We start from the raw sequence: 12,645 nt of genomic DNA on the forward strand, positions 1-12,645 counted from the left end.
CTGGCCTTGTATGGGGTCAGAAATAAGTGATGGTGAGGTTGATCGCCAGCGGCGCCTGAAGCGCGCTATATTGCACGCCAATGGGCCGCATGCCGAATTTGGCGCCGACGCGATTGGCCACCGGGGTCCAGCCCGACGCATTGAGCTGACGCGAATAGCCCGCATAGCTGAATCGCACCTGTTCGCTGGGCGCAAGCTCGCGATAGGAGGCGACGACCTGAAATCCGTCCGCGCTGTTGCACAGCTCCATCACGCTTCCGGATTGGAAACCCGATCCTTCGCTCAGTTGCACGGGATCGCTGTCGATTTCGCAATAGGCCGGAACCACGGCCCTGACGGCAAAGGAGCCCTTGGCGGTTTCGGAAGCCATGGCCGGGCTCACCAGCAGCGCGGCCGATGAAAGGATGGTGGATGCAGCACATAGTCGAACGAATGTCATCTTCGGCCCCTTCTGTTGCCGTTCGTCTATCACCGCCGAATTAAAGAAAGCTTGATGCATTATCCTTAACATTCCACGCATTGGGCCGGAATGAAGGATGGGAGAGGAACCGGCTGAACGAAGGAGGGGAAGAGTTTGGAGACGTTCCCGTTCCTGCGTTCAGCCGAGCGAAAAGCGGGGAAGTATCCGGATTCCGCAAGCCCAATGTATCACTTCGTTTCCCGCGATTCATCCGCCAAAAACATGAACCATCCGTTACCGCGCATTCAAACGGCGGGACGGCGGAAAATTCGGTTCGTCCCAAGCGGGCAACGACAGTTCGCAAAATGCCCTCGGCATATTGTCAATCATATTGATAGAGAATAAGAAGTCGGCAGGAGGTCCCGCCATGCGTCCATATGCTACCGAACTTGCTCATTCCGCGACGATCCTGACCGTGCCCGGCCTGATGAACAGCGGACCCGGCCATTGGCAGACCATCTGGGAATCGGAACTTCCCAACTGCCATCGCGCGGAACTGGGCAGTTGGGATGCGCCGCACCGCAATAGCTGGATCAGCAATCTCAGCCATGCGATCGGCCGGATCGACGGACCGGTCATCCTTGCGGCGCACAGCCTGGGCTGCCACGCTGTCGCCTGGTGGGCCGCGTTCGAATGCAGCGAATGGAGCGACAAGATCGCGGGCGCCCTGCTGGTCGCGCCGCCCGAGCTCGAATCAGGGGTCGTCGACCCCCGCCTGCGCGGTTTCGCTCCCACGCCCAAGGCTTTGCTGCCTTTCCCCTCGATCGTCGTGGCCAGCCGCAGCGATCCCTATATCTCGATCGGTCGGGCAAAGCGGTTGGCGCAATTTTGGGGCAGCCGGTTCGCGGATGCCGGCGAAGTGGGCCATATCAATGCCGACTCCGGCCTTGGCGACTGGACGTTCGGCCGTTTCCTGCTGTCCCGGCTGGGTCAGCCTGTGGAGCAGGAGATCGACGGCCGCCAGAACGCCAGCGAACGGGAACGCAGCGCCGAGGCGACCCTGCTCTACGGGGTCTGAACCCAACGAGGGCCACCCGCATTCAATCTGAGGCGGCATGGTGCTGCCCAGAAAGCTTTCATATCGAACTGATTTCGGCGCAGTCGAGGCTCTTGGCGCGACTGCGCCGAAAATCCATTCGGATGATGGGCGTCGCGGCTTTCGGCAAGCATGCCATCCGGACAGGCCGTGGCCGCGTCACGGCGAAATGAGGGTTAAAATGGCATTATTGATTGTTAAAAAAGGAAAATATCCGCAGTTGGAACGTAACGGCTGAAGCGATCCAAGAGGTAGGTAATAGTGGCGCACATCCTGGTTGCCGATGATGACGATCTGCTGGGCGAGCTGGTTCGGTTCAAATTGGAGGCGGCAGGCCATGATGTGACGATCCGGCAGGATGGAGCCTCCGCGCTGGAGGCGGCGCGCCAGGGCGATGTCGATCTGCTGGTGCTCGACGCGATGATGCCGGTCATGTCCGGCGCGGATGTGTTGCGCGCCGTGACGCAGGAACTGCCGGAGATTCCGGTGGTGATGCTGACCTCCCGCAAGGCGCAGGCGGATGTTATGGCGGCGTTGACCTCCGGCGCGCGCGATTATCTGACCAAGCCCTTCATTCCCGACGAGCTGGTGGTGCGGGTCAATGCGATCCTCAAATCGGCCCGGATGGCGCGGTGAGGGCGCTGTCCGCTTGTGTCATGGCCTGCATGACGCTGGCTGTTCCGGCACAGGCTGCGCCCACCGCTTCCCGCGATACGCAGATTGCCGCCGCCCGCGCCGCTTTGGCACGCAAGGATGAAGCGGAGGCCATCGTCCTGCTGGACCGGATTAATGCCGATTTCCCCGACGATCCTGAGATTTTGCGCCTGCTGGGCAGCGCCTATGGCTTTGCCGGGCACTATCCCCAGGCTATCGCGACGTTGCGCCGGGCGCAGGAATTGGCGCCCGCAGATAACGACATCGCCGCTGCCCTGGCCCGCGCCTATCTCTGGTCGGGCGACCGCGCCGCCGCCGAGCGCGAAGTCGCGGCGATCGAGCAGCGTTCGCCCGGCGATGGGGAGACTGCCGCGATCCGCCGTCAGCTTCTGACGGAAACATCCGCCGCTCCGCCTCAGCGCTTCGGTCTGGCTGTGGCGCAGGGCTTTTCCCATGTTTCCTTCGACAACCGGCCGAGCCGGACCTGGTCGACGACGACGCTGGCCGCTTATGGCCGCGTGGCGCAGGGGACTGTGCTGGCGCTCGCCGCCGAGCGGGAGGATCGCCAGAGCTTCACAGATACCCGTATCGAGGGGCGCATCGACCAGCGCATCGGCCCGCATATCCGCGCCTATGCCGCGCTGGCCGTGACGCCCCACGCGGATTTCCGCGAAAAATGGAGCGCCAGCGGCGGGATCGAGGCGGATGTCACATCCTATGCGACCCTGATCGGCGACCTGCGCCATGCTGAATATCGGGACGTGTCGGTGACGACCTTCCTGCCGGGCGTCCGCCTGACCGCGGCTCGGCTGGGCGTCAGCGCCACGGTGCGGATGATCAACCTGTGGGATGAACAGGGCACGCACCGCGCCGGGGTGTCCGGGCGGCTGGACGCCACGTTGAACCATGGCGCGACCCTTTATGCCGGGGCCGCGACCTATCCGGATACCGAAGCGGGCATCACCCGGCAGGTCCATTCGCTCTTCCTGGGCGGCACCGTGCCGCTGGCGGAACGCATCACCCTGCGCGCCGGGCTGGATTATGACCGCCGCCGGGCGACCTATACGCGCAAGGGCGGGTCGCTCGGCCTTCAGATCGGCTTCTGACCGTGATGCAGATGCCGATCCCCGACCATGTCGCGCAGATCGCTATTTTCATCTCTTTCTACGGCGCGCTCGGCATGGCGGCGCTGCTGCTGTTCCTTGTGATCCGCCGCGACCGGGCGGAGCGGGCGGATGCGCAGGCGGCGGCGATGATCAAGGCGCTGATCCGTGAGATCATGGGCGGTGGCATGGAGGGCAAGGACGGCGAGGATGCGCTGTCCGGCCCCGCCTTCCGCAAGGCGCGGAACGCCGACAAGCTGGCGGCGATCGGCCGCATGATCCAGCTTCTGCGCGGCGAGGAGCGGGAGCGGCTGATCGCGCTGGTCGACCGCCACGGCCTGCTCAAGGATGCGCTGCGCAAGACGCAAAGTTCCCGCCGCCGGGCGCAGGTGGACGCGATGCGCATATTGGGCAGCATCGGCGGCGAACATGCGGTCGATGCGCTGCTGTCGGTGCTGCATGAGGACCCGCATATCGACACCAGGCTGGAGGCGGCGTCCTTGCTGGCGCAACTTGATGCGCTGCCCGCGCCGGAACGGCTGATCGAAGATCTTTCGCTCTATGAAACGCGGATCACGCCTTTGCACCGCAGCCTGTTCCGCCTGATCGCGGTCAGCCATCCGGCCGAGCTGATGGCGCTTGGCCGGTCGAACCAGTTGCCGCCTGCCGTCCGCGCGCTGGTGATCGATGCGTTGGGGTGGACGGAGGACTTCGCCGCCCTGCCGCTGCTGGCGGCGGCGGCGGGCGACCCGCATCCACCAGTGCGCCTCGCCGCGCTCGATTCCGCGACCCGGCTCGGCCATCCGGGCAGCGCCGGGTGGATCATCAGGATGCTGGAAGACCCCGAACATCCGGTGCGCTCCCGCGCCATTCGCGCCTGCCAGATCATGCGGCTGACCGCCGCCCTGCCGTTGCTGTCGGCCCTGCGCAACGACCCTTCGCCCTGGGTCCGCCTGCGTGCGCAACAGGCGGTGCAGATGTTGCAGGTGGCCGCATGATGGCGCGCATCCTCTCGACGGCGGCCGATATCGGCGTCGGCACGCTGGTCGTCATCGGCTTGCTCTGTTTCCTTGTCGTCAGCATCCGCAATCTGGTGTCGACCGTTCAGTTGCTGCTCGCCGCGGGAGTCTTCGTCACCCGGATCAAACCGGCCAGCCGGTCCTATGACCTTTGGACCCGCTACGCCGACCTTGCCCTGCCGGTCTCGGTGATCGCCCCCTGCTTCAACGAGGAGTTGTCGATAGCCGACAGCGTCCGGGCCTTGCTGGCGCTGGAATATCCCGATCATGAGGTGATCCTGGTCAATGACGGTTCCAGCGATCGCACGCTGGAGGTGCTGATCCGCGAATTCGCCCTGCGACCGATCGAACGGGAGCAACTGGCCGAATTGCAGAAGACGAAGATATTGGGCGTCTACGGTTCGGCCCGCTATCCGAACCTGATCCTGATCGACAAGCAGAATGGGCGGAAGGCTGATGCCGTCAATGCGGGCCTCGGCTTCGCCGCCGCGCCGCTAGTATGCGTGATCGATGCGGATTCGATCATAGAGCCGGACGGCCTGCTGCGCGCGGCGGAACCGTTCATGGCCGATGACGGGTCGTTGATGGCGGTTGGCGGGGCGATCCGCATCGTCAACGGATCGGTGGTCGCGGGCGGCCATGTGCGCGAAATCCGCCTGCCGGGCAAATGGCTGCCCCGTTACCAGATACTGGAATATCTGCGCGCTTTCCTGACCGCGCGCATCGCCAATGCGCGGCTGGACATGTTGATGCTGATATCCGGCGCCTTCGGCATGTTTCGCCGGGCTGCGCTGGTCGAGATTGGCGGCTATCGCCACGATACGGTGGGCGAGGATCTGGAGGTCGTGACCCGCATCCACCGCCGCATGCGGGAGGAGAAAAAGCCCTATCGCATCGATTTCGTGCCGGAAATCGTCTGCTGGACCGACGCACCGGAAAGCTGGAAGGGCCTGCGCAACCAACGCGCGCGGTGGGAGCAGGGGGCGCTGGAAACCATCGTGGAGCATCGGAGGATGCTCGCCAATCCGCGCTATGGCCGGATCGGCCTGGTCAGCATGCCGCTGATCGTGATCGAGGATGTGCTGGGTCCACCCTGCGAGTTGTTCGGCTATCTTTTAATTCCGCTGCTCTGGCTGATGGGGGTGACATCCGGGACGGTGGTGTTCGCCTTCTTCTCGCTGACGGTGCTGTTCGGCACGGCCCTCAGCCTCGGCACGCTGGCGCTGGAGGAGGTGCAATTGCGCCGCACGCCGCGAGCGCGGGATTTGGCCATGATCGGCATCGCCGCCGTGGTGGAGAATCTGGGCTATCGTCAGGCCAATCTGGCGTTCCGGCTCTATGGCATGTGGCGGTTCTTCCGCAAGGACAACCGCTGGGCCGCCGCCGGTCGTTCGGCCTTCGTGCGCCAGTGAAAGCGGCCCTGTTCCTGCTGGTGGCGGCCGCTGCCCCTCCCGCCCCGATCTGGAAAGGACCTGCCATGACGAACTGGCGCGAGGTGGAGCGACTGACCCTGTCCGGCACGATCGAGGCGGGCGTGTTTCGTCCCGCCGCGCTGGCGCCGGAACGCGCGGATGCGCCGCCTTTGCCGCTGCTGGTGCCGATCGGCGCGAATATCCTGCCGCTGGCGGATGTCCGGCCTTTCGGAACCGAGGAGCGGGTGAGGGTGGAGCGCGACGGGAATGGCCTGCGCATCCGCTGCCAGGCCGGACGCGCGCCTGCGGGTGCCGTGCTTCGTTGGCCGGATCGGCGCCTGCCCCGCACTTATCGGGGGCATTGGCGGCTGGAAGGGCGCGCCGACGCCGCCATCGGTGTCAGCGCCCTGCCGCTCGGGCGGGACGCGCCAGCCATTCCGGCTGCGCACTGGACGGATAGGCCCGCCATCATCCCCTTCACGGATCGGCAGGAGGAGCAGATGCTTGTCCTGACCTGTCCCGATAGGGACGTTTCAGCCCGGCTCGATGCGGTGACATTGACGCCTGCCGGAGCGGGACCGAATGGGCGGGGGACATGGATCTGGCGCGAACAGGATTGGCGTGCCGATCCGATCGGCTTCGCCCGCCGTGCCGCTGCGGCGGGCTGGACCGAACTCGCCATTCAGGCGCCCGCCAGGCCGGATTCGGCGCTGGCCCGGCTTGCGGCGGCGCTGACGGAGCGCGGCATCGGCTTTCGCCTGCTCGATGGCGATCCCGGCATGGCAACGGCTGAAGGGCGGGCGGAAGCCGTCCGCCGTTTCGCCCATCTGCGCCGCTGGTGCGACGATCATCTCGCGACCCGGCCGCTGCTTGAACTCGACATCGAACCCTATGCGCTGCCCGGCTTCGCGAGCGATCCGGCAGGCTGGCAAGGCTGGGCGGAAAGCGTGCAGGCGGTCGCCCAGGCCTGGGGCGGGGCGGTGGCCGTCGACCTGCCCTGGTGGATGCGCCGCTCGCCCGAAGGGGCGGCCGCACTCGAAACCGCCCTCGCCTCGATCCACGAAATCGTCGTCATGGCCTATCGCACCGATCCTCAATTGATCCTGGATGCCGCCGAAAGCTGGCTTGGGGAAGCAGGGCCGCCCGTGCGGATCGCCATCGAAACCGGCCCCGTGGCGCAGGAAGCCACCCGGCTCTACCGCCGCGCGCCGAGCGGCACATTGAAGCTCAGCGATGTTGGGGCGGAACTGCTCGCCACGTCCGAAGCCTCCGGCCCGTCCGCCGCCACTTTCGCCCTGGTGCGCGAGAACAGAACCGACCCCACGCGCATCAGCTTCCACGGCGCGCCGTCCCGAGCCGCCGAAACCGAACGCGCGCTCATGCCGCTGCTGTCGGGCTGGCCCGGCTTTGCGGGTTTTCGCGTCCATGGCTGGGAGGTGCCGGCCCATGGCTGACCCAAGCTCACCCGGCTGGATGAAGGAGATGCTGGCGCTCCAGTCGGCGGTGGCCGAAGCCTATGCCGATTTCCAGCAGATCATCGATGAGGTGGTGGTGCGCGCTCTGCGCATCATTCCGCTGGCGACGGGCGCGATTGTCGAGATGCGTGATGGCGAGGAGGTGGTCTATCGAGCCGTCAGCGGCACCTCGATCAAGCAGATCGGCCTGCGCCTGGCGCTGAGCGGCAGCCTCTCGGGCACCTGCATCGCGACGGGCGAAACCCAGTTCTGCCACGACAGCGAAACCGATCCCCGCGTTGACCGCAACGCCTGCCGCAAAGTCGGCGTCCGATCGATGATGCTGGTCCCCTTGCCCTATCATGGCCAAACCGTGGGCGTGCTCAAGGTCTATTCCGATCGGATGGCGGCCTTCACCCGCGTTGATCTGGACATTGTCCGCCTGATGGCGGGGCCGATCATCACGGGCTTCGCCAATGCCGCGCATTCGGACGCGGCCCGCCGTTTCGCCGCGACCTTCGAACAGGCCGCCGTCGGCCTTGCCCATTGCTCACCGGAAGGGCGTTTTCTGCTGGTCAACGACCGTTTCTGCGATATTGCAGGCTATAGCCGGGAGGAATTGGCCGGCCTCGACTACCGGCAGATCACCCATCCCGCCGATTATGAGATCGATGCCCGGCTGGCAGGCCGCCTCCTGCTGGGGGAGATCAGCGATTTCGCTTATGAAAAGCGCTATGTCCGCAAGGATGGCGGGGTGGTGTGGATCAACCTCACCGTCTCGCTGGTGCGCGATGCGGCGGGCGCGCCGGATTTCTTCGTCTCCGTGGTGGAGGATATTTCCGCCCGGCATTCGGCGGAAATGGCGAGCGCCGCCAAGACCGGCTTCCTCGCCAATATGAGCCATGAGATCCGCACGCCGATGAACGGCATATTGGGCTTTGCCGACCTGTTGCTGGGCGCAGGCCTGCCGCCCGAACAGCATCATCAGGTCAAGATGATCGCTGATTCCGGCCGGGCGATGATGCGCCTGCTGAACGACATATTGGACCTGTCGAAGGTCGAGGCCGGACAGATGGAGATCGCCCGCGAACCCTTCGACCTGATCCATGCGCTGGACGCCTGCCTCAACCTCGTGCGGGCCAGCGCGGGGCAGAAGGGCGTGGAACTGATCCGCGACATTGCCGATGATCTGCCGCGGATGATGATGGGCGACGGACTGCGGCTGCGCCAGGTGGTGCTCAACCTGCTGGGCAATGCGGTCAAGTTCACTGCCGAGGGGCATGTCGCGCTGCGCGTGCATCTTGATCGAGCGGATCGGCTGGTGATCGCGGTCGAGGACAGCGGACCCGGCATCGCGCCCGAACGGCAGGCCGCCATTTTCGAGAAATTCGTGCAAGCCGATGTCGGCACCGCCGCCCGGTTCGGCGGCAGCGGCCTTGGCCTGTCGATCAGCGCCCAACTCGTGACGCTGATGAATGGCGAGCTTTCGCTGGACAGCACAGTGGGGCAGGGGAGCCGCTTCACCCTGCATTTGCCCTTCGAACAGGCCGATGCGGCGGCGCTTCCCTCCGTCGCCTTGCCGCCCGCCGGGAAGGCGGTTCATCTTGCCGACCTGCGGGTGCTGGTGGCGGAGGATCACGACGTCAATCAGGAGTTGGTCCGGGCGATGCTGGAACGGATCGGCTGCACCGCGACGATCGTGCCCAATGGCGCGCAGGCGCTCGCTGCCGTGCTGCGCGCCAGGGAGGAGGGCGCGCCCTATGACATCCTGCTCATGGATATGCAGATGCCGGTGATGGATGGGCTGGACGCGGCGCGGGCCATTCGCGGTCAGGGCGTCACGGCCCATGAACTGCCGATCCTGGCGCTGACCGCCAATGCCTTTGGCGAGGATGTGCACGCTTCGCTGGCCGCGGGGATGCAGGCGCATCTGGTCAAGCCGCTCCGCTTGGCCGATCTGCAACAGGCGCTCGCGACATGGCTGCCCGCCAAGGCGGTTGAGGAGGCGCCCGAAGCCTTCGACCCGGTGACACAGCAACTGAGCGAGCGCTTCCGTGAGAAGAGGGCGCTGTGGTCGGCCCTGCTCACGCGCCTGCTCGATGATCCTGCCCCGGCGGGCGAGGCGCTGGAAGAAGCACAGGGTGAATTGCACAAGATTGCGGGCACGGCGGCGATGTTCGGCCAGGCGGCGCTGGGCAGCGCGGCGGAGGCGGCCGAACAGGCGCTGCGGGAGAGGGGACAGATGGATGCGACGGTCGCTGGCCGGATCAGGACCGTGATCGGATTATGTGGAGGTGGTTGAGCGGAGGCTTTGGGTTGTTTCCTGCAATTCCCCTCCCGTATACGGCAGGGGAATGTCTTGGAATGGCCAATCCCAGCCTCTGGCACGATTAAAACTTGACCTTCACCCCCAACCGAACAGTTCGAGGCTCCACAACCCGGCTCAACCTTCCTTCCTGCGGGCCGCTCCCATCGAAGGCGGGAATATAGGACTCGTAAAAATAAGCGATGTCCTTGTCCCGGCTGTCGAGGATATTCAGTAGCTCCCCATAAAGCTCGATCCGCTTGCCCTTCCACGCGCCGCGGGCGTTGACGACAGTGCTCCCCTTATCCCGCGCACTATTGTCCTCGATCAGCGGATAAGGCCCCAGATGCCGGACGCGCAGGCTCGTTTCCCAAGACCCCAGCACGACCGCCACACCCGCGGAAGCCGCATTTTCGAAGGCATTGGGAATCCGGTCTCCATTGTCGTAGCGCGAATGGCTGGCGGTATAATTGCCGTCCAGCGCCAGCCAGGACAGCGGCCGCCAGAAGGCGACGATCTCATAACCATGCCGCCTGCTGGCGCCGGTCGGCTCGACCGCGTTGGAATCCCCGACGAAGCGCAGCTCGCTGCCGACATTCAGCCACCAATAGGTCGCCGTCAGGCTGGCCGATCCGATCTGCAAACGGCCACCCAGTTCCTTGCCAGTGCCGCGCACGAGCACGGGAACGGGCGTGTCGACATTCACCGCCCCGCGCACATCGTTGCTATGAAAGCCCCGACCCCAATTGGCGTAGAGTTCCAGCGCGGGCGCGACACGATAGGCGAGCGAAACTTTGGGCGAGAGCAGGCTGTCCGATCCCTTGCCTTCGCCCAGCGCGGCGGCGGTGGCGTCCAGTGCCCGCACCGCATAGCGATAATGGTCGCCACGCAGCCCGCCCGTCAGACGCAGGCCGGACAGGGGACGCCAAGTCACATCGCCATAGAGAGCCAGCGACAGCTCCTCGACATGATAGCGGCCGAGCGAAGCAAGGAATGCACGGTCGGCGGTGCGGGACACGCCGACATTGCCGATATGATCGTAGCGATCCTCAGTTCCGACACCGAAATCGATCGTCGAGCCAAGCGACCAGCGCTTCTCCGCCGTAGCGCCGATGATCCAGCGGCGGTCATATTGCCGGATCTGCGCGCTGCTGCCGTCTGGATCGGCATAGGTCGGGTTGGAATACATCGACCAGTCATAATATTGCGCATAGGCATTGGCGCGCCAGTCCGCCTGCGTGATGGCCACATTGCCGACAAAGCGCGTGGTTTCTCCCCGCGCCGAAGGATCGGGCGAGCAGAATACATCCGCGCAAGTCCCAGATCCGATGATCCGCTCCGGAATCTGCTCGGTCGGCCGCCATGTCGCGCGATAGGCGTGCAGCGTCGCTTCGACCGCGCCCGCGCGATATTTGGCGAAGCCGGCATAATGGCGCAGATGCTCCGGTTCCTCCCATGGCCCGTCATAGGCTTTGGCCTGCGCCACCAACGTCAATTCGCCTGCGCCCAGCCCCTTGATCGTGCCGCCCGCCGCGATCCGTCGGGAACCATAGGAGCCGCCCTCCACCGACATCCAGGGCCGGTCGAACCCGTCGATCGTCCTCATATAAGCCGCGCCTGCCAGCGCGAAGTCGCCGCCATCAGCGCGATAGGGGCCTTTGCGGAAATCCTCCCGCGCTATGATTTCCGGGATCAGGCCGTTGAGGTCGAGATAGCCCTGCCCATGCCCATGGGAGCGGAAATTCATCTGCACCCCGTCGATATAGGTGGTGAAGTCCGACCCATGGTCCAGGTTGAAGCCGCGCAGGAAATATTGGTTAGCCTTGCCGCTGCCGGAATGCTGCGCCGCGACCATCCCCGGCACTGCCTCCAGCAGTTCGGCCACCCGCAGCAGCGGACGGACCAACAGGTCGGACCCCGCCACGCTGCCCTCGCTCGCCGCCTGCGCGACCCCGATCTTGGCTTCGCCCCGGCCAAAGACGACGATCTCGGTCTCGGCCAGGGCCGGGACCGCATGGGCCGCGATGAAACCCGCGGCCATTATCTTCCATTGCATTCGCATTCCTTCCGGCGTCTTGCGACTACCGGTGGAGTCCAGCCACCAGAAGGCGGCGGCGCGCAGGGACGGCCGGACGCCAAAAGCGACCGTTCCCGCGAACCGATGCGGTCTCCACCGCTCGTTCGTCGCTCAGACGGAAAGAAACCGTGCCATGGCCATCCCCTGGACCAGGGCAAGAGCGACCAGACGCCGGCAGGTCTCCTGGCTTGCGGGTCATCGCATCGATGCAAGGCCTTCCCAGGCCTCGCAGGATTTAGCGTCCGGCCCAGTGGCTGGCGGCGGAACCCTTGTTCCACCGCGCATATGCATCGCGCTCACCGCTTACAGTTGCAGGGACAGCCGCGGATTAAGAAGGGGTTCCCCTTCCGCACCGCGTTCCCTTTTAAGTCCCTTTCAGGACACCGGCGCGATCATTGTCCAGGCACATCGAATGAGCCGGAACGATTGCCCGATTACCGTCCTTGCAGGCCAGCCGCAAGGGGAATGCCGAAAACAAATTTGCCAAAATGGCGGAAAACTGCGGATTTCTCGCAGCCGATGCGGTTTTTTCGAAGAATTTCCAAAAACTGTCATTTTTGGGGTTGCCTGAATCTCCGGACCCACCTAGATGCCCGTCTCACCGGACGGGACGGCGCCACTGAGGCGGTGGAATGGACGGTCGCCAACATAGACGGACGCCAAGTCCCTCGCACGAAAGTTCGGGGATCGCTGGTTGTCCGGTATAGTTGTCGGTTCTTTGACATTGTTGATTGATGAAGGGACATGTGGGCGGCGGCTCCGGGTCTTGGCGGCTTTCAGGCGCTGGGCACTCGGTTAAATTTGGCCAGACCTCACAATGTCCTTACGTAACCATGTAAGAAATTTGTGCAGGAATGGCTCCTGAAAATGAGCGGTTCATGTTTGGGCTTATTCCGCCTGGATATGGATCGGACATCAAACTTGAGAGTTTGATCCTGGCTCAGAACGAACGCTGGCGGCATGCCTAATACATGCAAGTCGAACGAGATCCTTCGGGGTCTAGTGGCGCACGGGTGCGTAACGCGTGGGAATCTGCCCTTGGGTTCGGAATAACGTTTGGAAACGAACGCTAATACCGGATGATGACGAAAGTCCAAAGATTTATCGCCCAGGGATGAGCCCGCG

At 64.6% G+C, this 12,645-nt stretch carries 10 protein-coding genes, 1 rRNA gene and 1 riboswitch; of the genes, 9 read left to right on the forward strand and 2 right to left on the reverse strand.

Annotation, left to right across the window (positions count from 1 at the left end; genetic code table 11):
* Positions 1-16: 16 nt before the first annotated feature.
* Positions 17-439, reverse strand: a complete 423-nt coding sequence (locus tag HHL26_RS16665) for a hypothetical protein (protein WP_140404547.1) — start codon at positions 437-439, stop codon at positions 17-19.
* Positions 440-827: 388 nt separating this feature from the next.
* On the opposite strand from HHL26_RS16665, the gene HHL26_RS16670 reads away from it, so the two are divergent.
* The 8 genes from HHL26_RS16670 to HHL26_RS16705 all read left to right on the forward strand — a co-directional run bounded on the left by HHL26_RS16670 (position 828) and on the right by HHL26_RS16705 (position 9,440).
* Positions 828-1,478, forward strand: a complete 651-nt coding sequence (locus HHL26_RS16670) for an alpha/beta hydrolase (RefSeq protein ID WP_087574204.1) — start codon at positions 828-830, stop codon at positions 1,476-1,478.
* A gap of 37 nt (positions 1,479-1,515) precedes the next feature.
* On the forward strand, positions 1,516-1,734 hold the full coding sequence (locus HHL26_RS16675) for a hypothetical protein (RefSeq protein WP_140404546.1): 219 nt from the start codon (positions 1,516-1,518) through the stop codon (positions 1,732-1,734).
* 23 nt (positions 1,735-1,757) lie between these two features.
* Positions 1,758-2,132 (forward strand): response regulator, encoded by a 375-nt coding sequence (locus HHL26_RS16680; RefSeq protein ID WP_066562602.1) that lies wholly within the window; start codon positions 1,758-1,760, stop codon positions 2,130-2,132.
* Complete coding sequence (locus HHL26_RS16685; RefSeq protein WP_140404545.1) at positions 2,129-3,256, forward strand: YaiO family outer membrane beta-barrel protein; 1,128 nt, start codon at positions 2,129-2,131, stop codon at positions 3,254-3,256. Before HHL26_RS16680 ends, HHL26_RS16685 begins: the two co-directional genes overlap by 4 nt.
* A gap of 5 nt (positions 3,257-3,261) precedes the next feature.
* A complete protein-coding gene (locus HHL26_RS16690; RefSeq protein ID WP_240962480.1) occupies positions 3,262-4,251 on the forward strand; it encodes a HEAT repeat domain-containing protein in 990 nt (329 codons plus the stop codon).
* Positions 4,248-5,684, forward strand: coding sequence for a glycosyltransferase (locus HHL26_RS16695; protein ID WP_240962473.1), 1,437 nt, complete (start codon positions 4,248-4,250; stop codon positions 5,682-5,684). The genes HHL26_RS16690 and HHL26_RS16695 overlap by 4 nt, the downstream gene beginning before the upstream one ends.
* Positions 5,685-5,749: 65 nt before the next feature.
* Entirely contained in the window at positions 5,750-7,138 is a 1,389-nt protein-coding gene (locus HHL26_RS16700; protein WP_169576231.1) for a hypothetical protein, read from the forward strand.
* Positions 7,131-9,440, forward strand: a complete 2,310-nt coding sequence (locus tag HHL26_RS16705) for an ATP-binding protein (RefSeq protein ID WP_169576232.1) — start codon at positions 7,131-7,133, stop codon at positions 9,438-9,440. Before HHL26_RS16700 ends, HHL26_RS16705 begins: the two co-directional genes overlap by 8 nt.
* A gap of 88 nt (positions 9,441-9,528) precedes the next feature.
* On the opposite strand, the gene HHL26_RS16710 is transcribed toward HHL26_RS16705, so the two are convergent.
* Entirely contained in the window at positions 9,529-11,484 is a 1,956-nt protein-coding gene (locus tag HHL26_RS16710; RefSeq protein WP_240962481.1) for a TonB-dependent receptor, read from the reverse strand.
* A gap of 191 nt (positions 11,485-11,675) precedes the next feature.
* A riboswitch (cobalamin riboswitch) is annotated at positions 11,676-11,923 on the reverse strand.
* Positions 11,924-12,437: 514 nt separating this feature from the next.
* On the opposite strand from HHL26_RS16710, the gene HHL26_RS16715 reads away from it, so the two are divergent.
* Positions 12,438-12,645, forward strand: a 16S ribosomal RNA gene (locus tag HHL26_RS16715); the annotation flags it as partial.

This window comes from Sphingobium sp. TB-6, from assembly GCF_012927365.1.
Classification (GTDB): domain Bacteria; phylum Pseudomonadota; class Alphaproteobacteria; order Sphingomonadales; family Sphingomonadaceae; genus Sphingobium.

Coding starts and splice junctions, on each gene's coding strand:
- HHL26_RS16665 (WP_140404547.1), bottom strand. CDS start 439: ATGACATTCGTTCGACTATGTGCTGCATCCACCATCCTTTCATCGGCC.
- HHL26_RS16670 (WP_087574204.1), top strand. CDS start 828: ATGCGTCCATATGCTACCGAACTTGCTCATTCCGCGACGATCCTGACC.
- HHL26_RS16675 (WP_140404546.1), top strand. CDS start 1,516: ATGGTGCTGCCCAGAAAGCTTTCATATCGAACTGATTTCGGCGCAGTC.
- HHL26_RS16690 (WP_240962480.1), top strand. CDS start 3,262: ATGCAGATGCCGATCCCCGACCATGTCGCGCAGATCGCTATTTTCATC.
- HHL26_RS16695 (WP_240962473.1), top strand. CDS start 4,248: ATGATGGCGCGCATCCTCTCGACGGCGGCCGATATCGGCGTCGGCACG.
- HHL26_RS16700 (WP_169576231.1), top strand. CDS start 5,750: ATGACGAACTGGCGCGAGGTGGAGCGACTGACCCTGTCCGGCACGATC.
- HHL26_RS16705 (WP_169576232.1), top strand. CDS start 7,131: ATGGCTGACCCAAGCTCACCCGGCTGGATGAAGGAGATGCTGGCGCTC.
- HHL26_RS16710 (WP_240962481.1), bottom strand. CDS start 11,484: ATGGCCGCGGGTTTCATCGCGGCCCATGCGGTCCCGGCCCTGGCCGAG.